The organism is Kitasatospora papulosa, assembly GCF_000717245.1.
Classification (GTDB): domain Bacteria; phylum Actinomycetota; class Actinomycetes; order Streptomycetales; family Streptomycetaceae; genus Streptomyces; species Streptomyces papulosus.
Genome location: NZ_JNYQ01000003.1, coordinates 148,142 through 172,883, shown reverse-complemented (window position 1 = coordinate 172,883; position 24,742 = coordinate 148,142). Strand labels below are relative to the sequence as shown.

Sequence of the window (24,742 nt, the reverse complement as noted above, 5' to 3'; positions counted from 1 at the left end):
CTCGGCAGCCGGTGGATCCGCGTCGTCGATCCGCCGAACCGGCCGGAACACCGAGTAGAAGAGAGGCATGGGTGAGTACGCGATCACGACCGCCGGAATCCGCGAGATGACGATCTTCCTGCGGTGGGCCGAGGACGAGGGATGGAACCCGGGGAGAGGGGACCGGCTCCCTTTCCACGCCGCCGACCCGCACGGGTTCCTCCTGGGCAAGCTGGACGCCGAACCCGTCACCTCCGTCTCCGCCGTACGGTACGGAGCGGGGTACGGGTTCATCGGCTTCTACATCGCGAAGCCCCCGGTCCGCGGTCAGGGCTACGGGATCCAGGCGTGGCGGGCGGCCATGAAGCACCTCGAAGGCCGGAACGTGGGCCTCGACGGCGTGGTCGAACAGCAGGACAACTACCGCAGGTCGGGATTCCGGACCGCCTGGAACCACGTGCGGTACGCGGGAGTGCCGCACGCGGAGGAGGCCCCCGGAGACATCACGCTCGTCGACGCCGGAACCGTTCCCTTCGGAACGCTGGCGTCCTACGACCGCCGATTCTTCCCCGGGCCTCGTGACGCCTTCCTCTCGTTGTGGGTCGCAACACCCGGCCACACCGCTCTGGTGGCCCTGCGGGACGGCGAACTGAGGGGGTTCGGGGCCGTGCGACCGGCCGGGACCGGGGCACGTGTCGGACCGCTCCACGCCGCCTCCGACGACGTCGCACTCGCCCTGCTGAACGGCCTGTCGGCAGCTCAGCAGGGCGAGCCGGTGACCCTGGACGTGCCCGATGCGAACGGAGCGGCGATCAGACTGGTGGAACGTCTGGGGCTCGAACCGAACTTCGAGTGCGCCCGGATGTACACGGGGGGCGTACCCGAGATCGACCTGCCCGGCATCTACGCCGCCACCACCATCGAGCTCGGATAGCGGCCTAGGACGGAGCGGGCTCTACAACTCGTCGGCGAACGCCCCGGCGAGCTCACGCCACTCGGTCCGGGGCAGGCCGCCGCCGCCCTCGTCGGCGGTCAGGATCTGCAGGGCCACGTGATCGGCCCCGGCATCGAGGTACTCAAGGGCCCGGGCCCTGACACGCGCGGTGTCACCCAGGGCGAAGAGGGCGTCGAGAAGACGGGCACTGCCGCCCCCGTCGAAATCACTCTGGGTGAATCCCAGGCGCAGCAGGTTGTCGGTGTAGTTGGGAAGCCGGAGGTACATGGACAACATGTTCCGTGCGGTCGTGCGGGCCCTCTCGACGTCGGTGTCGAGGACCACCGACAGCTCAGGGGCGAGCAGCGCGTCGGGTCCGAGCGCGGCGCGTGCCTCCGCGGTGTGCTCGGCGGTGACGAGATAGGGGTGGGCGCCCGACGCCCGGTCGGTGGCGAGCTTCAGCATCCGCGGACCGAGCGCCGCGAGGACCCGGTGCCCGGAGTCCACCGGCGGTGTCGCCGCGTCGAGAGCGTCGAGGTAGGCGACCATCGCGCTGTAGGGCTTCGCGTACTGGGGCACCATCGGGCCGTGGCTGACGCCCAGACCGAGTACGAACCGTCCCCGCGCGCTCGCATCGATCGCGGCGACCCTCGCCGCCACGTCCTCGGCGGAGTGGTCCCAGATGCTCAGGATGCCGGTCGCCACGGTGACCGCGCGGGTGGCGCCGAGGACCGCTGCCGCGTCCTCGACCGAAGGGCTCCCTCCGATCCAGAGGGTGCCGTACTTCATCTCCTCGAGTTCGGCGACGGCTTCCGCGATCGCCCCCCTGCCCGCGTCGTCCGTCCGCGACCCGTGCAGGGCGCTGCTCCAGATGCCGATCCGTCCGAATGTCCCGTGTTTCTCAGAAGTCATGTCGAGGCCAACCACGTACCGTCCCCGCTATTCCCGGCCGGACGCGGGTTCATCCGAACGGCAGCGGACGGCGAGCACGGTGAGGCCCCGTGCTCGCGGGACGCGGGCGACCGGGCGCCGCCGGCCACGGCATCCGCGGACGCCTGCCCGGGAGAACCGGTCACACGGTGTCCGCCGCCTGGTGCCGTGCCTGCACGCGTGCCACGACACGCTCCTTGCCGATGCGCTCCGCCCGGCGGAGCTTCGCCTCGGCGGCGAACAGGGGTACGTACAACAGCCAGCCCCACAGACTGAATTCCAGGGCTCCGCTCCACACCAGCGCCTTGTTCAGCCCGAACGACAAGGCGAACGTCAGAACGTACGCCGCCACGCGGTGGGCGAGGAGCAGACGCAGCGGGGCGTTGCGGGCCCCCTGCAACAACTCGACCGCGGCGGCGACCGCGGCCGTGTCGAGATCCTCCCCGGCCTCCTCCCGGGATTCGCCGCGTGCGTCGCGCCGCAGCGCATCGGTGACCAGCACGCTCCGTTCCTCCGTGGCCGCCCGCTGAGCCCGCCCGAGTGCCGCACCGGCCATCAGGTCGTCCCAGTAGCCTCTCCCGGCCCAGCCCGTCGCGTCGTCCACGCGCTCGCGCTCGGGTGAACCCGGGCGGAGCCAGCTCTTCGACGCGTTTCTGCAACTCGACCGCACGGCGTGCGCGCGACGGGTGGTCGAAGGAGTCCGAACGCAGACACAGCTCCATGTACGACACCAGCAGCCCGAGATCGTGCGGCGCCAGGGCGAGGCCCTTGCGGTAGGCGGTTTCGGCCTCTCGGTCGTGATCGTCCTCGTCCTCCGCGGCATGGGCCTGGCCGAGCCATCGGAGAAGAACCGGATCCGGCCCGTACTCGTCCAGTCCTGCCTCGGCCGTCTCCCGTACGGCGGCGAAGCCGCCCACGGCGAACAGTTCCGAACACCGCTCCACATACCTCTGACGTTCCACTTCCGCCCCACCCCAGTCGTCCGGGCAGCACCTTCCGGCACGCCGTGTGCGGATGTCAACATGGTTCGTCCGAGGTCACCGGGCCGCATCGGGCCCGGGCACGACCGCCTGAGCGGGGCTCCTCACACGCGCCGGCCTTTCGCCGGCGTTCACGAGGTGCTTACCGTGGGTCTCCGTGCGGGCCGTGTGCCCGGGGTTGGCTTCCCGGTGTCCTGCTCGACGTGACAGACGAGGCACTCATGTCCTTGAGGCGCGTAATCGCCGGTTTGGCCCTTCTTCCCGTCCTCGCCGTCCCGGCGACCGCGCACGCGGCCGTGGCGCCCCACCGGCACCAGCCTGTTCACCGGGCCGCTTTCGACCTCCAGGCCCATCGTGGCGGCCTCGGCCTGACCACGGAGTCCTCCCTCGAGGGCTTCGGCAAGGCCATACGTCTGGGTGTCAGCACCCTCGAGCTGGACACCCAGATCACGAAGGACCGGCGAGTGGTGGTGACCCATGACCGTCAGGTCAGCGCGCAGAAGTGCAGGGACACCGGCCCGTCGGCGTCGGACGATCCGATGTACCCGTACGTCGGCAAGTACATCAAGGACCTGACGCTCGTCCAGATCAGGACCATGGACTGCGGATACCAGCAGTTGCCCGGCTTCCCGGAGCAGGAGCGGGCCGAGGGCTTCCGCATGGTCGAACTCAAGGACGTCCTGGGGCTGGTGAGGGCCTACGGAGCGAAGAGGCTCAAGCTCAACATCGAGACGAAGGTGGAGGCCGGGGCTCCCGAACAGACAGCGCCACGCGAGCTTTTCGTCCGCCGCGTCTACGAGGAGATCCACCGCTCCGGCATCGAGGACCAGGTCTCCGTCCAGTCCTTCGACTGGGGGGCGTTGAAGGAGATGCACCGACTCGCGCCGCACTACCCCCTGGTGGCGCTGACCAACTTCGACTTCCTCCAGGTGGGGAAGCCCGGAGCCTCCCCCTGGCTCGGCGGGATCGACGTCGACGACCACGACGGAGACTTCGTGAGGGCCGCCGCCGCCGTTCGCGGCGTGACCGCACTCTCCCCGAACTACGGCTTCCCGCAGAACGGCACGGTCACGGACCCGGGCTTCCGTTTCTACCCGGACAGGAAGATGATCCGCGACGCGCACCGACGCGGACTGAAGGTCATCCCCTGGACCTGCGACGACCCCGCCACCATCGAGGCCCTCCTGGACATGGGGGTCGACGGGATCATCACCGACTACCCGGACCGCGTCCGGGGCATCATGGCCGCGCGGGGCATGCCGCTGCCGAAGGCCTACCCGGCGCCACGCCACTGACGTGCCGCAGGCCTTCCGGAACGTCCCGCGCCCGGACGGGTTTCCTACGGGAGGACCCGGTCGGACCAGGGCGGGTGATGCCCCTGAGCACCGCCTTGACGAGGAAACGCCTGAACGGGGCCCGGCCGGCCGCGACAGCCCCTACGGGAATGCCGTGACGGCCGGCCCGTGGGCGGCGTCGTCCACCTGGCGACGGGCTTCGGCTACTTGGCCGGCGTTCCGGCGGCCGTCTCGACGTCCGCGGCCGGGACGGGGCTGTAGTAGACGGAACGTCCTTGCTTGGAGCGCTCGAGCAGCCCATGTGCGACACCCTGCTCGAGGGTGTTCCGCACGACGGTGACCTGGGTCGTGCGCTGGGGGTGAGCCTCGGTCAGTGCCGCGGCCACCTCGGCGGCGGACTTCGGTTCCCTCTGGTCCGCGAGATACCCGGTGACCAGTTCGCGCCAGGTCGGCTCGCCGGCCGCCTTGGACGCGGCGTTCCTCCCGGCAGGGGCCTTCTGCCCGGCACGCGCGCGGGCCTTCGGGGCACTCCCCGCCTTTCCGGCCGCAGCCCCGCTCTTGGCCCGCCGCGCGGCGGGCACGGACACCGACGCCTTGCGGGCCTTGCCCTTGCGCGGGGCAGGCGTCTCGGCGGCACCCAGCACCTCTTGCATCTTGACCAGGATCTGCTCACCCTCCTCCAGCTGGACGAGCTCGTCCTGCAGACGGGTCAGCTCGGCACGCGCCCGGTCCTGCTCGCTCCGGTTCGCCGCGAGGTCATCCGTGATCCGCTGCGCGTAGTCCGCGCTGATGCCGGATGTAGGTGTGTTTTCGGACATGCAGTCCTCGTCCTTCGGTCGTTGTGTCTGAAACAGGTAGGGCGGTTGATGCTACCGACACCGACGAAGGCGGGGCGGCGGTAGTGCGGATTGGCCATGTTCCGGCCCTCGGGCCCGGTAGGGGCCGTTCACAGCCGACGGTGTGCCGGTCCCCAGAGGTGAGCGAATCGGACACGGTGTCAGTGGATCACGTACTGCCCGTGCCCTGCGTAGGAGTGAGTCGAGCGCACAAGTCCCACACATCCCGTCGTTGCTCTCTGGTGGGGGCCGGTTTCGCCATGTAGCGTCACTGCCAGATGCCGTGGTTCGCCGTACCAGCCCGCGCTTCGGTGCGGGCGTTGTGCTGTTCGGTGCGGACCACGGCGCCTCCGGGACCGCGTGGTGCGGATCCGGATCTCAACGGGAAGGCACGAGCATGGCCAGCGGAACCGTCAAGTGGTTCAACGCCGAAAAGGGTTTCGGCTTCATCCAGCAGGACGGCGGCGGGCCGGACGTCTTCGCGCACTACTCCGCCATCAACGCCACCGGCTTCCGTGAGCTCCAGGAAGGCCAGGCCGTCACCTTCGACGTCACCCAGGGCCAGAAGGGCCCGCAGGCGGAGAACATCACGACCGCCTGACGGTGTAGGTCGAGATCACCCAGGCCCCGGGGAGCACGATCCCGGGGCCTGGTCGGCGTTCACGGTCCGGTGCGCGCGACGGACGGCGTCGGTGAGTTGCCCTCTGCGGTCGAAGCGGGTCGTACGCACGCGGCCGGGGCCACATCACACATCCGGTCACGTCTTCGCCACCGGCAGCGGGAGGATGCGCCCGGCTCCCACCGGGTAGGTGCTCCGTGCGCAGACCCGGAGCCGGGTCTGCCGGACCGATCGCGATCCCGGTGCCGCACCGGACCGCCGGCCGCCCGTCTCATCGAGGAGCCAGGACGTGGAGTCAGACGAGGGTGTGGGTAACGGCGACCATCAGGCGCAGGTGATCGTGGTGGGGGCGGGCCCGGCGGGTTCGGCCGCGGCGCTGCACCTGGCGAGGGCCGGAGTGGACATACTGCTCCTCGAGAAGGGCACCTTCCCCCGGGACAAGGTGTGCGGCGACGGCCTCACCCCACGAGGCGTGCAGCAACTGGTCCGTATGGGAGTCGACATCGACGCTCCGGGCTGGATGCGTACCAAAGGCATGCGGTGGGTGTGCGGCGGCCGTCAGGTACACATCGACTGGCCGCGCTCGGGCAGTCACCCGGATTTCGGACTCACCCGGTCACGGCACGACTTCGACGACATCCTGGCCCGCCACGCCGTGGCCGCCGGGGCGCGGCTGTGCCTGGAGACCAGGGCGACGGGCCCCCTGACCGACCGGGCCGGCCGTATCGTCGGTGTCAGCGCCGTCACGGGAGCTGACAAGCAGCCGAGGACCTACCGTGCCCCCGTGGTGATCGCCGCCGACGGTGCCTCCGCCCGCACAGCCCTGGCCATGGGCCTGGAGCGGGACCGCGGCAAACCGATGGCCACGGCTGCCCGGCGCTACTACCGCAGCGAGGCCCGTACGCGCGACCCCTACCTCGAGCTCTGGGCCGATCTGCGCTGCTCCCGGACCGGACGTGATCTGCCGGGATACGGATGGATCTTCCCGCTCGGCGACGGCCGGGTGAACGTCGGCCTGGGCGCGCTGCCGCACCGCGGCCACGGGACGGTCGACCTGCGGGCCACCATGGACCGGTGGATGGCCCGCATGCCCGCGCACTGGGAACTGCGGGAGGAGAACGCCGAATCGCCCCTGCGGAGCGCCGCCCTGCCCATGGGGTTCAACCGGAGGCCCCAGTACGGCCGCGGTCTGCTCCTGGTCGGCGACAGCGGGGGCATGGTCAGTCCGTGGAGCGGTGAGGGCATCGTCCAGGCCATGGAGGCGGGTGAGGTCGCCGCCGAGACCGTCGCCCTCGCCCTGCACCGCCCGGAGGGTCCCGGGCGTGAGCAGGCTCTGCACCAGTACGCGAGCGAGGTGAACCGCCGCTGGGGGCGTTACTACCGACTCGGCAACACCGTCGCGGATCTGGTGTTCGCCCGCTACGGCTACCGGCCGCTCCTCAACCGGCGCGTCATGGCCTCACCCGCGCTGGTGCGTACCCTCGCGCGACTTCTGACGCACGGCAGCGACGCTCCCACGGACGACCTGATCGACAGCGTCGTACGCGGGGTCGTGCGGATGGTTCCCGCGTCGGGCCGTCGCGCACGGGACCTGGAGACGCGCCGCCGGTGACCTGAGCTGCCCTCAGCCGAGGGTCCCGTCCGTCCTCGTCCTCGTCGTGAGGCGCGTCCCGAGGCCGTCCTGCACCTGTTGCTCCGCTCCGCCGCCCTGCTGAGCGTTCTCGGCGGCGCCGCTGGGCGTGTGTTCCCAGCCGGCACTGTCGTGCCGCGCGCCGTGCTCCTGGGACGGGACCGGCCGCTCCTCGGCCCCCCGTCGAGGCGGACGGGGGAGTTCTGCGCTCCGGATCGCCCCGGACGTCAGAATGACGGCCACGCCCAGGCAGGCGAAGGCACCGCAGCCGACGAACACCGGGGCGCTGCCCCAGGCGCCGATGGCGGCGCCGACCAGCGGATAGCTGAGCGGGGCGAGACCGACCATGGCGAGCATGACGACGGAGGTGACCCGGCCGAGGTAGGCGGGAGCGGTCGCGGTCTGGACGAGCGCGTTGTTCAGACCGCCGAACACGCCCGCGCACGACCCGGTGACCAGGGCCATGACCACCGCCATCCACAGGGAAGGCACCAGCGCGACGGAGACGGCTCCCGCGGAACAGACGAGCAGCGTGCCGGCCAGCGCGAGGCCGGCACGGGGCAGCCAGCCGGCGACGGTGAGCAGCGCGGCACCGGCAACCGCCCCCGCACCGAAGCCGCTCACGATCCAGCCGTAGCCGGAAGGCCCCCAGCCGCGCTCCGCGTTGAGGAGGACCATGCCGACGTTCAGGGTGCTGATGAGCCCGAGTTCGCAAAGGGCGCCGGCCACGACGAGCGGACCGACGAGGCGGTGGCGGCGGATGTAGCGCAGCCCTTCCAGCAGGTCCTGACGAGCGGTGCCGCTTTCCGGCTGTTCCCCCTCGCTCCTCTCGAGGGGGCGTACGCGCGTCGTCCACAGGAACGGCACGGACAGCGCGAACAGCAGACCGGCCACGGTGAACGCGGCTGCCGCGCCTCCCAGCCCCATGGCCAGGCCGCCGATCGGCGGGCCCGCGATCTGGCTGAGGCGCATCGACAGGGAACGCATGCCGGTGACACGGGCCAACTGGTCGGGGCTGGTGATCCTCGGCGGGAGAGCCCCGATCGCGGGTACGAACAGCGCGTCCACGGCGCCGAAGACGAGCGCCACCGCGACCAGAATCCACAGAGCCGGTGCGGTCAGAGCGATGCCGGCGGCCACCGACAGGATGAGGAGGCAGCGCAGCACGTCGCTGCCGAGGATCACGCGGCGCGGGTCGAACCGGTCCGCCACCACGCCCCCGACGAGCATCAGTAACGCCCGTGGCAGAGCTCCCGCGGCCATGACGAGTCCGACTTCGGCGGGCCCGGCGGCCTTCTGGGCCGACCAGCCGAGGGCGACGAAGTACACGCTGTCGCCGACGAGCGAGGCGGTGTGCGCGGTGAGCCACCGCAGCACGTTGCCGTCACGGTGGGCCGGCCGGGTGGCGTGTCCGGGCATGCTGTGGTCGGTCGTTGTCATACGGGGCTCCTGCGCGTGGGCGGCGGGCGGCGTCATGGCCGGAACGGGAAGCTGTGGAGGTGCACGGACACGTGTTCGCGGTCCTCCGTGGCCCCGGCCTTCTTGGCTTCCTCGCCGCGATCCCGCCAGCGCCGGGCCACCGCGGTGAACTCCTCACTCATCTCGGCGAGTTCGGCGGGGGTCAGGTCGAGAAGCCACTCGGAGCTGAACGCGGCATCGGTCCACGCCTTGCCCCAGGCGGCCGACTGGTCCAGATAGGTGCGGTAGTGGGACACGCGGGTCTCGAAGATGCCCCGGGCCAGAGCGCCGGTGACGGCCGCACCCTCGGGTGTGTCCGCGAAGTCCGAGCTGCGGAAGCCCCATCCCTCCTCGGTCGCCACCTGCCACCAACGCTCCCGGCCGTCGGTGCCCCGCCCGTTCGCCTCGTGCACGAATCCGTGCTCGGCCAGCTTGCGGAGGTGATAGCTGACCAGCGAGGGGGCCTGGTCGACCTGTTCGGCCAGCTGGGAGGCGGTCGCGGTGCCCGCCGCGTACAGCAGTCGGTAGAGCTGCATACGCAGGGGGTTGGTGAAGGCCTTCAACCGGCTCAGGTCGGTGATCTGTTCGGGCTCGCGCTTCTCGGGCATGCGCTCACCGTAGATAGGAAAGATTTGTTGCGCAATAATTTTTTCGCATTTTTCTCCGGATGCGGTGCGGGGCCGGGCACCTGCCCGGCCCCGCGGCAGGCGACCGCGCTCGGACACGCGGGGTGGAATCGCCGTGCATGACCCGACAGGACCGGGGGAGCGAAATACTTCGGTCAGATATTTCGGTCCACGATGTCGAGAAACGGCATGCGGCTCCGTCCCCGCAGTGAACGCGACCACGACGGGCCGCACCGCACGGAGGAGCAAACCGATGGCCAAGTACCTTCTGCTCAAGCACTACCGAGGCGCACCGGCTCCGGTCAACGACGTATCGATGGACCGGTGGACGCCCGAGGAGATCTCGGCGCACATGACATACATGCGGGACTTCGCCACCCGGCTCGAGGGCACCGGCGAGTACGTCGACGGCCAGGCGCTCTCCCAGGAGGGCACGTTCGTCCGGTACGACGGCGAGGGGCGCCCGCCGGTCACGGACGGGCCGTTCGCCGAGACGAAGGACCTCATCGCCGGCTGGATGGTGATCGACGTCGACAGCTACGAGCGCGCCGTCGAACTCGCCGGGGAACTGTCCGCCGCGCCGGGTGCGGGCGGGAAGCCGATCCACGAGTGGCTCGAGCTGCGTCCGTTCCTGGGCACCCCGCCCACCGTCACGGAATGAGCGCAGGGGTGGACGAGGCCCGGATCCGGAGCCTCACGCCGAGTGTGCTCGGAATTCTCGTCCGCCGCGGAGCCGACTTCGCGGCGGCCGAGGACGCCCTCCAGGACGCACTGGTCGAGGCGGTCCGCGTGTGGCCGGCCGACCCGCCACGGGACCCCAAGGGCTGGCTGGTCACCGTGGCCTGGCGCAGATTCCTCGACGCGGCCCGGGCGGACGCCGCCCGGCGCCGGCGCGAGGACCTCGCCGACGAGGAGCCGCCGCCCGGTCCGGCGCCCGCAGCCGACGACACGCTCAACCTCTACTTCCTGTGCGCCCACCCGTCGCTGACGCCGTCGTCCGCGGTCGCACTCACCCTGCGCGCCGTGGGCGGTCTGACCACCCGGCAGATCGCTCAGGCCTACCTCGTGCCCGAGGCCACCATGGCGCAGCGCATCAGCCGGGCCAAGCGCACCGTGTCCGGCGTGCGGTTCGACCGGCACGGCGACGTCGCCACCGTGCTGCGCGTCCTCTACCTGGTCTTCAACGAGGGCTATTCCGGGGATGTCGACCTCGCGGCCGAGGCCATCCGGCTCACCCGGCAGCTCGCCTCGTCGATCGACCACCCCGAGGTGTCCGGGCTGCTCGCGCTGATGCTCCTGCACCATGCCCGGCGCGCCGCCAGGACCGCTCCCGACGGGAGCCTGGTGCCGCTCGCCGAGCAGGACCGTACGAGGTGGGACACCGGTGCGATCGCCGAGGGTGTCCACATCCTGCAGGCCGCCCTGGCCCGGGACCGGCTGGGGGAGTTCCAGGCCCAGGCAGCCGTCGCCGCCCTCCACGCCGACGCGCCCACCGCCGAGGAGACCGACTGGGTGCAGATCGTCGAGTGGTACGACGAACTCCTGCTTCTCACGGACAGCCCGGTGATCGGGCTCAACCGCGCCGTGGCCGTCGGCGAGGCCGACGGGCCGCGCGCGGGTCTGGCGGCGCTCGCGGCCCTGGACGACTCCCTGCCCCGCTACGACGCGGTGGCGGCGTACCTCCACGAGCGCGACGGCGACCTGACGGCCGCGGCGCGTCTGTACGCCGTGGCGGCCGGGAAAGCCCACGACCTCGCCGAACGCGATCACCTGACGCGCCAGGCCGCCCGGCTCCACACCCTCCTGCGCGGCTGACAGGCATGAGGTCCGCCTCGGTCCGAGCACCGGATCCGCCCGGCCGGGCCGCGCACGGCATCCCTTACGCTGAGGGATTCGAGAACGGCTCGGCTACGGGGACACGGTGCGGACATGACGGCGGCAACCCGATCGGACACTCCCGGTGCGGCGAACCGCGAGACCCGGCACGGCCCACTGATCACCACCCTGTTCGGGCTCTACGCGCGGGGTGAGGCCAACTGGCTCTCGGTGGCGTCCCTCGTGCGCATCATGTCCGACCTGGGCGTGGAAGCGCCCGCGGTGCGGTCCTCCGTCTCGCGCATGAAGCGCCGCGGCATCCTGGAAAGTGTGCGGCACGGGAGCACGGCGGGCTACTCCCTCGCCGACTCCACACTCCGCACCCTCGCCGAGGGCGACGTGCGGATCTTCGAGCGCGCGCGGGCCACGGTGGAGGACGGCTGGCTCCTGGTCGTGTTCTCCGTCCCCGAGACCGAGCGCGAGAAGCGCCACGAACTCCGCACCAGCCTGACCCGGCTGGGCTTCGGCACCGCCGCCCCCGGAGCATGGATCGCCCCGGGAAATCTGGGCACCGAGACACGGCGAACGCTGGAGAGCCGTCGGCTCACCGGCTACGTGGACATCTTCCGCGCGGATCACCTCGCGTTCGGAGACCTGCGCTCCAAGGTCAGCACCTGGTGGGACCTGGACGAGCTCGCCGAGATGTACGCGGACTTCCTCCGCCGGCACAGCCCGCTCGCCGACCCGTCCTCCTGGGCCCGGGCCACTCCGCGGGAGGCGTTCCGGGCCTATGTCCCGATGCTCACCGAGTGGCGCCGGCTGCCCTACCGTGACCCCGGCATCCCCCTCGCACTGCTCCCGGACGACTGGAAGGGGAACACCGCGGGTGCGCTCTTCGACGAACTGGACGACATCCTGAGCGAGCGGGCGCGGGAGCACGCCCTCACGGTCATCCACGGCGCCGCCCGCTGACCCACCACGGCGCTCGCGGGCCGGGAAGCCGAACACCTACTGCGAGGCGATCTGAATCAGGTTTCCACAGGTGTCGTCGAAGACCGCGGTCGTCACGGGACCCCTCTCCAGGGGCTCCTGGGTGAAACGGACACCGAGCCCGCTGAGACGCTCGTACTCCGCCTGCACGTCGTCGACGGCGAACTGGGCGAGCGGGATGCCGTCCTCCACCAGCGCGTCGCGGTAGGTCGCCGCAGCCGGGTGCCCGGCGGGCTCCAGGAGGAGTTCGGTGCCGTCGGGTTCCTCCGTTGAGACGACGGTCAGCCACCGGGCCTTCCCGCCCAGCGGGACGTCGTGCTTCTTCGCGAAGCCGAGGATCTCGGTGTAGAAGTGCAGGGCCTTCGCCTGGTCGTCGACGAAGACGCTGGTCAGATGGATCCTCATGGGGCGCTCTTCTCCGGTCCGGGGTGCGTCGGGCACGAGCCGCCGCTCGGTGATCTGCCATAGCGGGGCCGTGCTCAGGTCATGGAATTCGTAGCGGCCCTCCCGCCTGGTCCCGACGAGGCGCGCCGCACGAAAATACGGTGGATCGGGAGCGGCCCCGGTGTCTAGGGTCGCGGGATGAGTACTCGTACCTTCCGGATCACGGTCCGTGGCGTGTTCGACGGGCTGGGCGCCGATCAGCGTGCCGAGCTCCTGAGTCATGCTGCGGAGCACGACGTCCTGCGGGCGGCCTTCACCCCCGAGGGGCACCTCTCCTACGACGCGACCGCACGGTCGGCCTTCACCTTCCGTTTCTCGGACTCGGGGGACGAGGAGGAGGACATCCTGGAGGCCACCGAACGCGCCGAGGCCGCGGCGAAGGCCTGGCTGGGCGAGCGAGGCTACGGCTACAAGAACCTCAGGAGCAGTGCGGAGGACCTTTCGCAGGCGCCCCTCGGGAAACGCCAGAAGCGCGCGGCCGCCCAGGGGAAGGTCTGAGAGGGAGCGAGCCGGCCCGGTCCGGGCCGACGGATCCTCCCGGACCGCTCGGTCGGCGCCTCTCCCGCCGGCGCTGTGCCTCACCGTCTCGGCCCCCGTGGTGCGCAACCGCGACCGACGGGCTCAGAAGGACCAACGGGTGTGGCTGTACACCCCGTCGTCGCGGCCGAAGCCGTACGCGGTCGACGGAGTCACCGCGAAGACCACCGCGTCCCCGCTCCGGAACGCGTCTCCGATCCCGTGGAAGGTGCCGTCGGGTGAGGTGATGTGCGGGCCGTACTTCGCCTCGTACGCCGTGATCACCTCCTCGATCACCGCCGGGTCGGCAATCCGCTCCGCCTCGCCCTCGACGACGATGTCCAGTCCTTCGGTGAGCGAGTTCCTTCCGGTGGTCAGCGCGCAGTGCCCGTCACGGGCGAGATTCTTCGCCTTCTGCTCCTGCGGGCCGGTGGAGAAGTACATCACCCCGTCGTGCCAGGCGGCGATCACGGGAGTGACGTGCACCCTGCCGTCGGGCCGCACGGTGGACACCCAGAAGATCTCGGCCCGCTCCAGCTGTTGCTCGGCCTCGCTCCAGCGGGTGGCGGTCACGTCCGCGGCACCGGGGCGCGGATGGAGCGCCGAGCTGTAACGGGCGTCGAGTTCGGCCGTGGGCCGCTGCTCCGCTGACTGTGCCGACATGGACCATCTCCCTCTCTCCGCGTCCCCCGACGTCCCCTGTGGGCGACCAGGCCGGTGTCGTCGCCGCACAGCTTCCCGTCGCTCCGCGTCAGACGCAAGGAACGAGGCCGGTGTCCGCCGTCATTCCAGTGCGAGGGTCGGCCCGGGACGGTCGCCGTGGTGTGCGAGCGCGGTGTGATCGGTGTGGATGGTCGCGGCGGTCAGGCGCGGAACCGTGTGGATCAACGCGTGTTCGGCCGCGACTGCCAGTTCATGTGCCTGGACGACCGTCAGATGCGCGGGGACCACGATGTCGGCCTCGGCCCGGAGGGCGTGGCCGATCCACCGCATCCGTACCGGTCCGATGCCGATCACCCCGTCCACGCTCCGCAGCGCGCTCTCCGCAGTGGCGACCAGAACGGGGTCGACGGAGTCCATCAGACGGTGGTACACCTCGCGGGCGGCGTCCTTGAGGACGAACAGGATCGCGGCGGTGATGACCAGCCCGACGACCGGATCGGCCGTCCGCCACCCGAGGGCCGCTCCGCCGGATCCGAGGAGTACGGCCAGCGAGGTGAATCCGTCGGTGCGGGCGTGCAGCCCGTCGGCGACGAGGGCGGCCGAACCGATCTTCCTCCCGGTGCGGATGCGGTACCGGGCGACCCATTCGTTGCCGACGAAGCCCGTGAGTCCGGCGGCGGAGACGGCCCACAGATGCGTGATGTCACGGGGGGCGAGCAGACGGTCGAACGCCACCCAGGCGGCCAGGACCGCGGAGGCGGCGATGGCGGCCACGACGAGGATGCCGGCGAGGTCTTCGGCACGTCCGTAGCCGTAGGTGTAGCGCCGGTTGGCCGCCCGGCGTCCCAGCAGGAATGCCATGCCGAGCGGGACGGCGGTCAGCGCGTCCGTGGCGTTGTGGATCGTGTCACCGAGCAGAGCCACCGAACCGGACAGGGCGACGATCAGTGCCTGCACGGCGGTGGTCGCACCCAGAACGGCGAGGGAGATCCACAGTGTGCGCATTCCCTCGCGGGAGCTTTCCATCGCCGTGTCGACCTTGTCGGCCGCTTCGTGGCTGTGCGGTGCCACCGCGTGGGCGAGACCGTGGCGCAGTCGCTTCAGCCGTGCTCCGGCTGACCGGTGCCGGTGCTCGTCCTCCACGTGGGTGTGACCGTGTCCCTGGCGGTGGTCGGGTGAGTGCGGGTGGCCGGGCGCGTGGGCGTGCTCATTCCCCTCCATGTCCGCCACCGTGGCACACCGATCCGATTGCGGCTACGGCCGTCATACCCGCCGTGACCAGGTGCGGTGAGCTCGCAACAGCGGCGCGCGGGCAGCAGCTTGCCGTCCCGGCTGCACCCGCTGTCATGGTCGTGGTCCGGTACGGAGCAGTGGCCTGGGAGCGCACCCACGGCTACGGCAGGGGGCCGAGGTCTCCTCCGGAGATGGGGGAGAGGGGCACTCGGCCTCCGTCCGGGGCCGGGCGGTGCGGACGGAAGGTCCGGCGGTAGGTGTCGGGGGGGAACACCGACCGTGCGGTTGAAATGCCGGCGCAGCGTCGCGGCGGTGCCCATGCCGGTGTTGGCCGCGATGGCGTCCAGTGTGTCGTCCGTGGTCTCCAGTAACTCCTGTGCGTGGCGTATCCGTTGCGTGAGCAGCCATTGCAGCGGGGTCGTGCCGGTCACCGTCCTGAAGTGGCGGCTCAGGTTGCGCGAACTCATCCGTGCCCGGCGGGCCATGTCCTCGACGGTGAGTGGGTGGTCCAGGCGTCGGGCCACCCACGGGAAGAGCTCGGCGAGCGGGTGGTTGTCCGGGGCGGGGACGGGCGTGGTGACGAACTGGGCCTGACCGCCGTCCCGGTGCGGCGGCACGACGAGCCGCCGGGCGAGGGTGTTGGCGACCGAGGAGCCGTGGTCGAGGCGTACGAGGTGCAGGCACAGGTCCATCGCGGCGGCCTTGCCGGCGGAGGTCAGCACGCTCCCGTCGTCCACGTAGAGGACGTCCGGGTCCACCGTCACGCGGGGGTGGCGCCTGGCCAGCTCCTGCGTGTGGGCCCAGTGCGTGGTCGCCCGCCTGCCGTCCAGCAGACCGGCGGCGGCGAGCACGAAGGCACCCGTGCAGAGGGACGCCACGCGGGTGCCCGCGTCGTGAGCCGCGCGTACCGCGTCGACCAGCTCGGCCGGCGGATCCGTGTCGACGTCGGCCCACCCCGGCACGATCACCGTGTCGGCGCGCCGGAGGTGGTCGAGACCCTGATCGGGTTCCAGCCGGAAGCGGCCGACCCGTACGGCGTCGGGCCCGCAGACCGAGAGGCGGTACCAGGAGGCCGCCGAGCCGGTCATGTCCGCTCCGAAGACCTCGCACGCCAGGGACCGCTCGAAAGGCAGCATGCCGTCGGTGACGGCCAGCGCGACAGTAGCCATGCCGGAAGATTACGGGGCACGACGACGCATCTGATCCGCACGGCAGCTCGCCCTGGCCACCTTGGACCGCCGGCTCCTGCTCGAACGGCGTCCAGCGGCGCTACGGACACTGGTGGGACAAGGGAATTCCCGGCGCCGAGACGACGGAGGTCAGGGCCTGACCGCGTCGGGCCACGCCGGCCAGGGTCAGTGCGGGGCTTCGACGTACGAGGCCAGGTTCGCCAGCGAGGAGGCGATGCCCGCTTCGTGGTCCGCCTGGCCGATGCCGGGTGGTACGTCCACCGCGGTGACGGTCACCTCCGTACCCTCGTCGCTGCCGACGAGGTGCCAGGTCATCGTCATCGTGCCCGCGTACGCCGGGTCGTCGGCCTCGAACACCGCTCGCTGGACCACCCGCTCCGAGGGCACCAGCTCGGCGAAGCCGATGTCGACGACGTCCGTCGCGTCCGTGGTCTTGCCGGGAGCGCCGGCGGGGTCCACGTAGGTGAGCGCCATCCGGAACCCGCCGCCGGTCCGGGGATCCCAGCGCTCGACCCGCCCGCGCATGCCCTCCGGAGGCAGCCAGGCCTCCAACGACTCCCGGTCGAGGAGTGCCTCGTAGACGGCCGCCGGTGATGCCGCGACCATCCTGACGGCACGGTCGGTTCTGCTCATGCCCCGATCCTAGGGCCGGGAGCGGCCGAGCGGGAGCCGGCCGTGTGCACGGCCACTCAGCCGGTCGTGCCGCGTCCCGCCGCGCGGGGCCGCAGGGTGTACGGCCCTTCTGGCGGTGGTCCCCGGCGACCCGGCCGGGCAAATTGTTGAAACTTCACGCATCGGTTAGGGTCGAGATGTCGCTTGAAAGTTCAAGTTCACCTCGTTAGGGATCTGTGCCGATGACTTCCGTCCTCAACCGCTCCGTCACGTCCTCCTCGACCGCCTCCGAGGGCGCGTCGCCGCACGCGTATGACGCCGGTCTGCTGCTTGTCCGTGTCGTCCTCGGACTGACCGTGGCCGCACACGGCGCGCAGAAGCTGTTCGGTTGGTTCGGAGGCGGAGGGCTCGACGGCACCGGCCAGTTCTTCGCCCAGAGCGGATACCCCGCCGGGCGGACGATGGCCGTGATCGCCGGTCTCAGCGAGACCCTGGGCGGACTCGGTCTCGTGCTCGGGATTCTCACACCGCTGGCCGGCGCGGCGGTCCTGGGCACGATGATCAACGCGCTGGCCGTCAAGTGGGGTGGCGGATTCTTCGCTCCCGCCGGCGTCGAGTTCGAGGTGCTGCTGCTGGCCGGAGCCGCCGGACTCGCTCTCACCGGGCCCGGCCGGATCGCGGTGGACCGCTTCCTGCCCGGTCTGCGCGCACACCGGCTCGTGTACGGAGTGGCCGGCGTCCTGCTCGCGGCCGTGCTCGCCGCCCTCGTCCTGCTGGTCCGCAACTAGGAACCGCGGCGGGCCGGCACCGGGGCGGCCGCTGCCGCACGTGCGGCCTCCGCAACGGCCGGTACGGCGTACCGGTCAGTCCGGCGGCGCGTCCTTGGCCCGCCTCGTCCGTACCCCTCCCGCGACCGCCCCGCACAGACGCGTCAGAGAGGTCAGCCCTCCTGGGCCGAAGAGCAGCACCCACAGGGCGGGCTGACCGGGCGAGGACCGGTCCGCCGCCACCGTCAGAGCCACGGTGGCGGCCAGATGGGCGGTGGTGAAGACCAGCCTGGGGGTGCGGCGGGGCAGCGGGAGCAGCGCGAGCAGGAACCAGGCCAGGGCGATGAACAGGACGAGCAGGATGAGTCCCATGTGCCGGACGGTCTCCAGACGGGAAAAGGGGCCGGCCGGCCGCGCGATCGCGGCCGGCCGGTCGTGGACAAGGGTCCCACGGGAGGACCCGCGGTCAGTAGCTGCTGTACCCGGCGTCGAGCGGAATGCTCTTGTCGAGGCAGAAGTGCGCCGGGGAGGGGTCGGTCCCGGCCGATGCCGGTGCCGTGATGTCCCAGGGGTTACCGCTCTGGTCGGTGCCGAAGTTGCACGGACCGTACGGGTTCGGCCACAGCGGATAGTCCTGGTTCGGGTCGGGGATCTTGCTGAAGTCCTGGAAGTCACCCTTGATGACCGGCGCCGCACCACCGGCGCCGCCGTCCAGGTTCATGGCCTTGCCGTCCACGTAGAGGTACTGGTCGGGCATGTGGCTGGAGCGCAGGTAGGGCCGCCCGCTCACCTTTCGCACCGATCCGTCCGCGCAGACCTTCAGGCTGAGCTCCTGCCAGATGGGCGGTGCCTGGCCGAAGGCCGTGCCGACCAGGGGGGAGAGCAGTTCCGTCTGGAAGAAGTTGGACCAGATGCCGCTCGCCAGGTCGGCTACGGCGTCCGGCACCCGGCTGTCGCCGTCGGCCTTCTTCTGCCAGCTGTCGATGTTCTGCTTGGGCGCGTCCGCGCTCAGCATGGGCCGGTACCCGATGGAGCCGCCCGAGGCGTAGAGCGTGGCGACGCAGGTGCCTCCGGTCTCGACCGGGGTGTCGTCGTCCTTCACCACGGTCGGCTTCTTGCCGGCGAACGCGTAGGAACGCCCCGGCAGGACACCGGTCGCCAGTGGGTCGGCGGCGTGGCTCTTGTTGTCGTGCTGGTTGAGGTTCTTCACCGAGTAGCGCAGGTCGGGCCTGGCGATGCCGTAGTCCGTGGCGAGCGCGGAGAACGTGTCCAGCATGAACTTGGGCAGGTGCGTGTTGCCTGTGCGGTTTCCGTAGTCGACGTACTCACTGCCCGGGATGACGGTGCCGGCGGCGTCCTTGACGAACGAGACGGTCGTCCGCGAGCGGATCTTGTACGAGTTGTCGTCGGTGTCGAACCTGGTGGGCTTGGTGGAACTGGTCGGCCGGTCGGTGTACGGGTTGGCGAACCCCACCCAGGTGCCCTGGCTGGTGCCGTCGGGGTGGTTGACCGGGTCGGTTCCCGCGGCTGTCACCTGGGAGCGCCAGGCCGTCATGGCGCTCTTCGTCGCGGGCATCGCGCACCCGGTGGTGGGACCCGCCGTGCACGAGGGCAGGGAGGTGATGCGGCCCGTGAGGTCCATGGCCCAGTCGTAGAGGTTCTGACGGCTGGTGAGCGGCCCGCCGATCCAGGACGCCGGGGCGGAGGTGTCGAGGTTCTGGTCCTCGTCGAAGAGGGCCACGGCGTCGACGCTGCGCTCGACGTAGGTGCCCGTGATGGGTACGAAGGCGACGGCGTCGTAGGCGATGTCGTCGTCACCGGTGCCGTCGGACGTCACCGAACTGAGCGTGACCTTGGGGACGTTGTCGAACATGAAGGCGCCGATGGAGACCCATCGGTTGCCGTTGCCCGGCTGCCGGACGATGCGGGAGCGCACACCGGTCTTGGTGGTGACGTCGTACTGGGCGAGCTGGGTCTGTGCCCCGTGGTCGGGCAGGTGGACCAGGACGCGGGCCGGCTGGCTGAGCGTCTTGTTGAGCGTCCAGGTGCCGGTGACCTTCATCTTGCCGCCCTCGGCGCTCGCCTGGCGGGTGTGGGCGAACGAGAAGTGGCCGCCGTAGCCGGCTCCCAGCTGGTGGAAGTCGATCTTCGAGGGGTAGAGGCCCTTGGAGTCGGCGGCGAAGTTCAGCGCGAAGTTGCCCTGATTGCTGGTGGGTGTGGTGCAGCCCGGCCGGACGGACGGTGTGCCGTCCGGAAGGTCGTCGATGACGAGGGCACCCGACGGGAGGCCCGCCGTGGAGCAGTTGGGCGGGTACGGAGTCCCGTCGGCCTGTTCGTCGTAGGTGCTGTTGAAGCGGACGAGTTCGTTGCCGCAGGAGTAGGAGCAGTCGCTCTTCCAGGTGGTGCTCTGGTGGTACCAGCACTTCAGGTCGTACTGGCCGGAGGCGTTCTTGTGAGCGCAGGGGCCGGCCTTGGCGCCCGCCACCTCGGGGGCGTTCGGGGTGTACGACTTGCCCGGCTCGCAGGTGTTGCTCGCGTCGCAGAACTGGTTGACGGGCGGCTTGGCGTTGGCGCGGTTGAGCGGGGCGGTGACGACATCACCGTTCCACCAGGCCGGACGGTAGGCGGAGACGGGCGTGTTGGGGGCCTCCAGCAGCTCCGGCGGGTGGCCGGCGAAGCCGATCACCTTTTCCGGGTAGGGCCAGTCCTGCGGGTGGGCGGCGTCCGCGTACGAGGTGTCCATGAAGGAGGCGCGGTTGGCGGGGTACTCCGGGTTCGCCGGGTTGTTGGCCCATCCCACGCCCCAGGCGCCGCCGTTCTTGCTGCTGTCGGCCTGCGGGTAGAAGCCCGAGTTGTAGGCCCAGAGTGCGAAGAACCAGTTCTCGATCTTGGTCGCGTCACCGTTGTTGATCTTCATTCCGGCGCCGCGGGTCTGGTTCCACTTGTCGGTGAGGATCTGCAGGCCGGCCGCGACGTTCACCACGTAGTCCAGGGCGACGGCACGCTGTGTCTGATAGGCCCAGGCGGTGTCGGAGGGGCCCTTCTCCTTCCCGGCGAGGCGCATGTGGTCGGTGACCTGCGTGATGCCGTAACCGCAGTCGGCCTCGGCCCAGTTGATGTCCCAGTCGTCGGCGCTGCTGCTGTTGTAGATCTCCAGCCCGTAGTAGTTGCCGATGAGCGGGTTGGCGGTGACGCCCGGGACGGCGAAGCGGGCCGCCTGCCACATGTTGGATTCCTGGGCCGTGACGCCGAGCATCACCTGCGCCGGTACGTGATCGCCCTCGACGAGTGTCCTCTTCGGGAAGAGTGTCTGCGGCGCGTACGCCGGCATCCCGAGGTTCTTCCAGTTGGCGGGACGTGAGGCCTTCGCGTTCAACGTGCCCATGATGGCCTGGTCGACGGCCCATTCCACCTGACGCGGCTTGGGCTGCATCGCCTGGTTGCGGGGATCGTTGCGCGGGACGGAGCAGTACCGTTCGTCCTCGACCGGATCGCTCGGCGAGGTGGCCGCGGCGAGGCTGCTCGTCGCCTGGCCCTTCTTCGCCGTGCCGGTGCCCGTGCCGAGGCCGGGCGTGGGCGCGACGCCCTGACCGGCGTCGGAGCCGACGACCGCGGCGGGGTCGACGACGAAGGTCATCGTACGGCCGCGGGCGGGGAGGCTGACACCGAGCGTGACGGGACGGGGATCCGCCGCGGCCTCGGCCGTTACCCGTGAGTCCTTGCCGTCCGTCCAGGCCGCGCTGGTGATGACGGCCCGGCCCGTGGTGGACACCCGGGCTCCCGGGGGCGCGTCGAGCAGCCGGACGGCCTTGGGAAGGGCACCGGTGACGCCCTTCCGCGCGGTACCGCTGAGGTACACCCGGCCGTCGGCGGAACGGGTCACGTCGACGGCGTCGAGCTTGCCGTGCCCGAGCGGCGAGGCCGTGCGCCGGGAGGCGGGGGATTTCAGCTGTCCCGCGGTCAGGTGCCGTGCGGTGGCCCGGTCACCGGAGCGGTCCAGGAAGGTGAGTCCGCCGTCCTGGTCGGGGGTGAGCCGGAAGGGCACGGCATCGGTCGCGGCCAGCGTCGAGCGCCGGCCGTCGGCGGCGACGGAGACGATCCGGGAGGTGTCGGCCGCCACGATCCGTCCGCCACCCGCCGGTACGGCGGACGTGAGCTGTCCCGTCACCTCGACGGGCTCGGCGACCTTGCCGGTCGCGGCGTCGACGCGCAGGAGCCGGGTGGACGACTTGTCCTCGCCACCGCTCTGCGTGAGGACGGCTTCCTCACCGGCGCCGCAGCCGGGGTTGTAGTAAGCCAGACTGACCTGACGCCGAAGCTTGGTGACGTCACCCGTCGTGAGGTCGACCACGGCCGCGAACGCGCCGCGGGAGAAGAGCTCCGCCTTGTTGGTGAATGTCCGGGGCGCGTAGACGACCACGGCCCGCTTGCCGGAAGCGGTCACGCAGGCGTTGCCGATCCAGGCGTCGGTGTCGAAACCGGGCTCGGCGAGGGTGGCTGCCGTCCGCCAGGCGTACCCTGACCGTTCGTCGGCGACCAGCAGGTGCATGCCCCGTGCGTCCCCGGTGGTCGTCCACATCCGGTCGTGCGAGGTACGCCAGCCCGGGCCGAGCGTGGCGTCACGCTTCTTCTCCGGTATGCCGGCCTCCGCGGCGTCGGGCCGCCGCTCGGGCGCGTCGGCGCCCCGTGATCCGCTCCAGGGGGTGTCGGACGCGGCGCCGGACGAGGCCGGCTCGGGGCCGGGGGGCGCAGGAGCCGCCGCCGCCTGCAGGGTGCCGGCCAGCAGTCCGGCCAGCACGGCGGGTACCACCGTTGCGAGGCGGAAGCCGCCTCTGGGTCTTGGCATGGGGGTTCACTCTCTGTCCGCGCCATCGGCGCTCATCCGGTGCGAGCGGACAGGTGCGCCCACGGGGCGCCGTCAGCTCACAGCCGACCATGCTGTGACCCATCCGTCTCAGGGCGCTCTTCCGGCGGTCTCGCGGCCGTTGAGGAACGTCCCGAGCCGTGTCTCCGCACCCGGCCGACCACGTACTCCGAGCGGCGCGTGGAGGGACGGAGGACGCGTCGGACCACCGGCGCTGCCGCCCGTGAGTGCGATCCGGCCGGATCCCCGGGCCGCGTCGGGTCTCACCGTGCGGCGCCGGTGGTCCCCGTGAGTCCGCGGTGCACGAAGGTCCTTTACGTCCCGGGATGCTGTGGCAGGGCGAGCCAGTCCGACCAGGACATCTCGCGGCCGGGGAAACGCGGCTGCTCGAAGGGCCAGTCGGCGGCGATCCACCGCGGCACCAGCGCGTCGAGGGCCTGCTCGACCTTGCTGCCCACCAGCTCGTCCACCACCCACCAGGCGATCTCGCCGTCGGCGCCGGCCCTCTCCGGCGGGTCGATGTAGACGCAGCCGAGCAGGGCCGTCTCCGCCGCGTCGAACAGCGCGTAGTTGAAGGACTCGTGCGCGGCGATCTCCTGCTCGTGCCGCAACAGGTCGGCCCGGTCGGCCTCGTAGGTCATGGTGGCCGCGGGCCAGCCCCAGGCCGGGCCGAAGATGGTCCACAGCCTCTCGCGCGAACCCATCACAGCCGGGTGGTCGAGCGGGGTGTCCGCCTCCCGGATCGGGCGCAGGTGATGGCCACCGCCCGGCAGGGGGACCAGCACGGGGTGCACGAAGTCATCGGGGAGCCAGCTCATGGCGCCCGACCGTAACAGCGTGCGGCCGCCCGCTCCTCCGGATTTCCCCCCTACGTCCGCCAGGCCCTGCCGTCACGCCGGGCAGGGCCCGCGCCACCACCCGACCGGGGCTCCCGTTCGACCGACAGCTCCATGATCGGTACGGCGACGGCTTCTACGCCTGGATCAGGCCACCGACTTGCTGCGGAGTGAGGCCGGTGAGCTGGACGATGCGCGGTGCTGGAACGCCGGCGGTCAGCGCGCGCTGGACGAGGGCCTCCCAGTCCTGGGTGGTCTCCCGGAAACCGTGAAGTTCGGCTTCGAGGTCCGCGATGGATTGCGGCGCGCTCTCCCGGTGGACGCGCAGCGCTTCATCCTCGCTCAGTGGGACGGGCAGACTTTCGGCGTCTTCCGGGATGAGGATCTCGGCGTCCGCGGGAAGGATCCTGACCCGCTCGGACGTGGCCGGGACCCCGTGAGCTTGCAACCATGCGTGAACTGCGGGTGTTTCCGAACAGGCCAGGGGACCGACTGCGCCGAGAGCGGCTCCGATCCGGGGAGCTCCGTCGGACAGCAGGAACAAACGAGCGTCATGATCCATCGTGCACAGTACCTTCTCGAGCAAGGGCGACAGCGGTACCGCGATGGTATCCGCGTACCGAGCGGCGCCGGGTCGACCGGGCTCGTCCATCGACGCCCCCGACGTGCCGCAGGACGTCGAACGCGTGACAGGGACGACTGCCGATTCCTGCTTGTGACAGTTTTGCTTGTCGTCAGATTTCCTGGCAGGTACGCTTGTCGCATGGATGATGTGACAGGCATTCCGACCCCCGGCAAGGACGACGAGACCTTCTGGGCGACCGTCATGACCCAGGTGGAACCCGCCTGGATCGAGCCCACCGACGACGACGCGTTCTCCATGGACGACAAGGTGCTCGATGCGGTCCGGGCGCTCGCCCGGCGGATCTCGACACGGGCACAGGCCTACCGCGCCGCAGGCCAGGACTTCGATCCCGCGCTCATGGCGGCGCCCGATGTGCAGCTGGCGCTGCTCCGGGCGCTCTACGAGACCAAGCAGTCCGTCGACCGGCTGGCGGAGAGTGCCGCCACCGTCGCCGGCCGCAGCGGGGCGAGCTACGCGCAGCTGGGCGCGGCCTGGGGCGGCATCAAGCGCCAGTCCGCCCGTCTCAAGTGGCCTCACGCGGTGGCGAAGAGGACCGCGGGTCAGTCCATCCCTCTCCAGTACGCGGGGGGCTCCGCTCTCATCCACCACGACCCGGACTCCGATTCCTGGTGGTTCGCGGCCTCCGCCGCGGACCAGCAGCAGGAGGAGTCCGAGGCCGTCCACGCCACCTCCACCGAGGCCATCGCCCGGGCGACGGAGTTTCTCCTGGCGCACGGCCTGCCCACCGGGCAGGCATCCGCGTGAGGTGACCGCCAGGCCGTTGCCGAGCCGTACGCGGCCCGGCGACGGCCGCGTGCCGGCCCGCCGGAACTCCGGGCGCCGGCCCGGGAAGGCATCGGACGATCGGCGTGGGCCCGCACGGGTTCGGAATCGGCGGCA

Annotated in this window: 23 protein-coding genes and 1 pseudogene; 10 read left to right on the top strand and 14 right to left on the bottom strand. The window is 70.9% G+C overall.

Annotation, left to right across the window (positions count from 1 at the left end; genetic code table 11):
* The first annotated feature begins 67 nt into the window (after window positions 1-67).
* Window positions 68-913, top strand: a complete 846-nt coding sequence (locus IA22_RS0109240) for a GNAT family N-acetyltransferase (RefSeq protein WP_030123276.1) — start codon at window positions 68-70, stop codon at window positions 911-913.
* 21 nt (window positions 914-934) lie between these two features.
* Here the strand turns inward: IA22_RS0109240 and IA22_RS0109235 are convergent, their stop codons facing one another.
* The gene (locus tag IA22_RS0109235) at window positions 935-1,825 is read right to left on the bottom strand and encodes an LLM class F420-dependent oxidoreductase (RefSeq protein ID WP_030123275.1); all 891 of its coding nucleotides are present in this window, start codon (window positions 1,823-1,825) and stop codon (window positions 935-937) included.
* Window positions 1,826-1,985: 160 nt separating this feature from the next.
* A complete protein-coding gene (locus tag IA22_RS37525) occupies window positions 1,986-2,447 on the bottom strand; it encodes a hypothetical protein (RefSeq protein WP_245229559.1) in 462 nt (153 codons plus the stop codon).
* A gap of 597 nt (window positions 2,448-3,044) precedes the next feature.
* On the opposite strand from IA22_RS37525, the gene IA22_RS0109225 reads away from it, so the two are divergent.
* Window positions 3,045-4,118 carry a glycerophosphodiester phosphodiesterase family protein gene (locus IA22_RS0109225; protein WP_030123274.1) on the top strand — a complete coding sequence of 358 codons (1,074 nt, stop codon included), beginning with the start codon at window positions 3,045-3,047 and terminating at the stop codon, window positions 4,116-4,118.
* A gap of 203 nt (window positions 4,119-4,321) precedes the next feature.
* Here the strand turns inward: IA22_RS0109225 and IA22_RS0109220 are convergent, their stop codons facing one another.
* A complete protein-coding gene (locus tag IA22_RS0109220) occupies window positions 4,322-4,936 on the bottom strand; it encodes a hypothetical protein (RefSeq protein ID WP_030123273.1) in 615 nt (204 codons plus the stop codon).
* Between the two features lie 415 nt (window positions 4,937-5,351).
* Between IA22_RS0109220 and IA22_RS0109215 the strand changes: the two genes are divergently transcribed.
* Window positions 5,352-5,555, top strand: a complete 204-nt coding sequence (locus IA22_RS0109215) for a cold-shock protein (protein WP_014158060.1) — start codon at window positions 5,352-5,354, stop codon at window positions 5,553-5,555.
* Between the two features lie 307 nt (window positions 5,556-5,862).
* Window positions 5,863-7,185, top strand: coding sequence for a geranylgeranyl reductase family protein (locus tag IA22_RS0109210; RefSeq protein WP_015575825.1), 1,323 nt, complete (start codon window positions 5,863-5,865; stop codon window positions 7,183-7,185).
* Between the two features lie 12 nt (window positions 7,186-7,197).
* Here the strand turns inward: IA22_RS0109210 and IA22_RS0109205 are convergent, their stop codons facing one another.
* Complete coding sequence (locus IA22_RS0109205; protein WP_015575824.1) at window positions 7,198-8,643, bottom strand: MFS transporter; 1,446 nt, start codon at window positions 8,641-8,643, stop codon at window positions 7,198-7,200.
* Between the two features lie 32 nt (window positions 8,644-8,675).
* A complete protein-coding gene (locus IA22_RS0109200) occupies window positions 8,676-9,269 on the bottom strand; it encodes an ArsR/SmtB family transcription factor (RefSeq protein ID WP_015575823.1) in 594 nt (197 codons plus the stop codon).
* A gap of 271 nt (window positions 9,270-9,540) precedes the next feature.
* Between IA22_RS0109200 and IA22_RS0109195 the strand changes: the two genes are divergently transcribed.
* The 3 genes from IA22_RS0109195 (at window position 9,541) to IA22_RS0109185 (ending at window position 12,074) form a co-directional block, all read left to right on the top strand.
* Window positions 9,541-9,948, top strand: a complete 408-nt coding sequence (locus tag IA22_RS0109195) for a YciI family protein (protein ID WP_030123272.1) — start codon at window positions 9,541-9,543, stop codon at window positions 9,946-9,948.
* An 8-nt stretch (window positions 9,949-9,956) separates the two neighbouring features.
* Complete coding sequence (locus IA22_RS0109190) at window positions 9,957-11,102, top strand: RNA polymerase sigma factor (protein WP_030123271.1); 1,146 nt, start codon at window positions 9,957-9,959, stop codon at window positions 11,100-11,102.
* A 114-nt stretch (window positions 11,103-11,216) separates the two neighbouring features.
* On the top strand, window positions 11,217-12,074 hold the full coding sequence (locus tag IA22_RS0109185) for a PaaX family transcriptional regulator (protein WP_030123269.1): 858 nt from the start codon (window positions 11,217-11,219) through the stop codon (window positions 12,072-12,074).
* Between the two features lie 36 nt (window positions 12,075-12,110).
* Here the strand turns inward: IA22_RS0109185 and IA22_RS0109180 are convergent, their stop codons facing one another.
* Window positions 12,111-12,497 carry a VOC family protein gene (locus IA22_RS0109180; protein ID WP_014158067.1) on the bottom strand — a complete coding sequence of 129 codons (387 nt, stop codon included), beginning with the start codon at window positions 12,495-12,497 and terminating at the stop codon, window positions 12,111-12,113.
* Window positions 12,498-12,674: 177 nt separating this feature from the next.
* Here IA22_RS0109180 and IA22_RS0109175 point away from each other — a divergent pair, with 177 nt between their 5' ends.
* Window positions 12,675-13,034 carry a DUF6204 family protein gene (locus IA22_RS0109175; RefSeq protein WP_030123268.1) on the top strand — a complete coding sequence of 120 codons (360 nt, stop codon included), beginning with the start codon at window positions 12,675-12,677 and terminating at the stop codon, window positions 13,032-13,034.
* A gap of 123 nt (window positions 13,035-13,157) precedes the next feature.
* Here IA22_RS0109175 and IA22_RS0109170 read toward each other — a convergent pair whose 3' ends face one another.
* The 4 genes and pseudogenes from IA22_RS0109170 to IA22_RS0109155 form a co-directional block, all read right to left on the bottom strand.
* Window positions 13,158-13,715, bottom strand: coding sequence for a pyridoxamine 5'-phosphate oxidase family protein (locus tag IA22_RS0109170; protein ID WP_030123267.1), 558 nt, complete (start codon window positions 13,713-13,715; stop codon window positions 13,158-13,160).
* 120 nt (window positions 13,716-13,835) lie between these two features.
* Complete coding sequence (locus tag IA22_RS0109165) at window positions 13,836-14,936, bottom strand: cation diffusion facilitator family transporter (protein WP_030123266.1); 1,101 nt, start codon at window positions 14,934-14,936, stop codon at window positions 13,836-13,838.
* 172 nt (window positions 14,937-15,108) lie between these two features.
* Window positions 15,109-16,117 (bottom strand): annotated as a pseudogene (locus tag IA22_RS34025) (helix-turn-helix domain-containing protein).
* A gap of 186 nt (window positions 16,118-16,303) precedes the next feature.
* The gene (locus tag IA22_RS0109155; RefSeq protein WP_014158072.1) at window positions 16,304-16,771 is read right to left on the bottom strand and encodes an SRPBCC family protein; all 468 of its coding nucleotides are present in this window, start codon (window positions 16,769-16,771) and stop codon (window positions 16,304-16,306) included.
* 221 nt (window positions 16,772-16,992) lie between these two features.
* Here IA22_RS0109155 and IA22_RS0109150 point away from each other — a divergent pair, with 221 nt between their 5' ends.
* A complete protein-coding gene (locus tag IA22_RS0109150; protein ID WP_014158073.1) occupies window positions 16,993-17,538 on the top strand; it encodes a DoxX family protein in 546 nt (181 codons plus the stop codon).
* A gap of 75 nt (window positions 17,539-17,613) precedes the next feature.
* Here the strand turns inward: IA22_RS0109150 and IA22_RS0109145 are convergent, their stop codons facing one another.
* The 4 genes from IA22_RS0109145 to IA22_RS0109130 form a co-directional block, all read right to left on the bottom strand.
* Complete coding sequence (locus IA22_RS0109145) at window positions 17,614-17,889, bottom strand: hypothetical protein (RefSeq protein WP_030123265.1); 276 nt, start codon at window positions 17,887-17,889, stop codon at window positions 17,614-17,616.
* A gap of 94 nt (window positions 17,890-17,983) precedes the next feature.
* Window positions 17,984-22,363 (bottom strand): golvesin C-terminal-like domain-containing protein, encoded by a 4,380-nt coding sequence (locus IA22_RS0109140; RefSeq protein WP_030123264.1) that lies wholly within the window; start codon window positions 22,361-22,363, stop codon window positions 17,984-17,986.
* A gap of 332 nt (window positions 22,364-22,695) precedes the next feature.
* Window positions 22,696-23,199, bottom strand: a complete 504-nt coding sequence (locus IA22_RS0109135) for a GNAT family N-acetyltransferase (protein ID WP_030123263.1) — start codon at window positions 23,197-23,199, stop codon at window positions 22,696-22,698.
* A gap of 154 nt (window positions 23,200-23,353) precedes the next feature.
* Entirely contained in the window at window positions 23,354-23,869 is a 516-nt protein-coding gene (locus tag IA22_RS0109130; protein ID WP_386295361.1) for a DUF6003 family protein, read from the bottom strand.
* Between the two features lie 111 nt (window positions 23,870-23,980).
* Here IA22_RS0109130 and IA22_RS0109125 point away from each other — a divergent pair, with 111 nt between their 5' ends.
* A complete protein-coding gene (locus tag IA22_RS0109125) occupies window positions 23,981-24,607 on the top strand; it encodes a hypothetical protein (protein ID WP_030123261.1) in 627 nt (208 codons plus the stop codon).
* Window positions 24,608-24,742: the final 135 nt, after the last annotated feature.

Bases quoted from the DNA above. Each gene is read 5' to 3' on its own strand.
- IA22_RS0109240 (WP_030123276.1), top strand. From the start codon at position 68: ATGGGTGAGTACGCGATCACGACCGCCGGAATCCGCGAGATGACGATC.
- IA22_RS0109235 (WP_030123275.1), bottom strand. From the start codon at position 1,825: ATGACTTCTGAGAAACACGGGACATTCGGACGGATCGGCATCTGGAGC.
- IA22_RS0109225 (WP_030123274.1), top strand. From the start codon at position 3,045: ATGTCCTTGAGGCGCGTAATCGCCGGTTTGGCCCTTCTTCCCGTCCTC.
- IA22_RS0109220 (WP_030123273.1), bottom strand. From the start codon at position 4,936: ATGTCCGAAAACACACCTACATCCGGCATCAGCGCGGACTACGCGCAG.
- IA22_RS0109215 (WP_014158060.1), top strand. From the start codon at position 5,352: ATGGCCAGCGGAACCGTCAAGTGGTTCAACGCCGAAAAGGGTTTCGGC.
- IA22_RS0109205 (WP_015575824.1), bottom strand. From the start codon at position 8,643: ATGACAACGACCGACCACAGCATGCCCGGACACGCCACCCGGCCGGCC.
- IA22_RS0109200 (WP_015575823.1), bottom strand. From the start codon at position 9,269: ATGCCCGAGAAGCGCGAGCCCGAACAGATCACCGACCTGAGCCGGTTG.
- IA22_RS0109195 (WP_030123272.1), top strand. From the start codon at position 9,541: ATGGCCAAGTACCTTCTGCTCAAGCACTACCGAGGCGCACCGGCTCCG.
- IA22_RS0109185 (WP_030123269.1), top strand. From the start codon at position 11,217: ATGACGGCGGCAACCCGATCGGACACTCCCGGTGCGGCGAACCGCGAG.
- IA22_RS0109180 (WP_014158067.1), bottom strand. From the start codon at position 12,497: ATGAGGATCCATCTGACCAGCGTCTTCGTCGACGACCAGGCGAAGGCC.
- IA22_RS0109175 (WP_030123268.1), top strand. From the start codon at position 12,675: ATGAGTACTCGTACCTTCCGGATCACGGTCCGTGGCGTGTTCGACGGG.
- IA22_RS0109170 (WP_030123267.1), bottom strand. From the start codon at position 13,715: ATGTCGGCACAGTCAGCGGAGCAGCGGCCCACGGCCGAACTCGACGCC.
- IA22_RS0109165 (WP_030123266.1), bottom strand. From the start codon at position 14,936: ATGGAGGGGAATGAGCACGCCCACGCGCCCGGCCACCCGCACTCACCC.
- IA22_RS0109155 (WP_014158072.1), bottom strand. From the start codon at position 16,771: ATGAGCAGAACCGACCGTGCCGTCAGGATGGTCGCGGCATCACCGGCG.
- IA22_RS0109150 (WP_014158073.1), top strand. From the start codon at position 16,993: ATGACTTCCGTCCTCAACCGCTCCGTCACGTCCTCCTCGACCGCCTCC.
- IA22_RS0109145 (WP_030123265.1), bottom strand. From the start codon at position 17,889: ATGGGACTCATCCTGCTCGTCCTGTTCATCGCCCTGGCCTGGTTCCTG.
- IA22_RS0109140 (WP_030123264.1), bottom strand. From the start codon at position 22,363: ATGCCAAGACCCAGAGGCGGCTTCCGCCTCGCAACGGTGGTACCCGCC.
- IA22_RS0109135 (WP_030123263.1), bottom strand. From the start codon at position 23,199: ATGAGCTGGCTCCCCGATGACTTCGTGCACCCCGTGCTGGTCCCCCTG.
- IA22_RS0109130 (WP_386295361.1), bottom strand. From the start codon at position 23,869: ATGGACGAGCCCGGTCGACCCGGCGCCGCTCGGTACGCGGATACCATC.
- IA22_RS0109125 (WP_030123261.1), top strand. From the start codon at position 23,981: ATGGATGATGTGACAGGCATTCCGACCCCCGGCAAGGACGACGAGACC.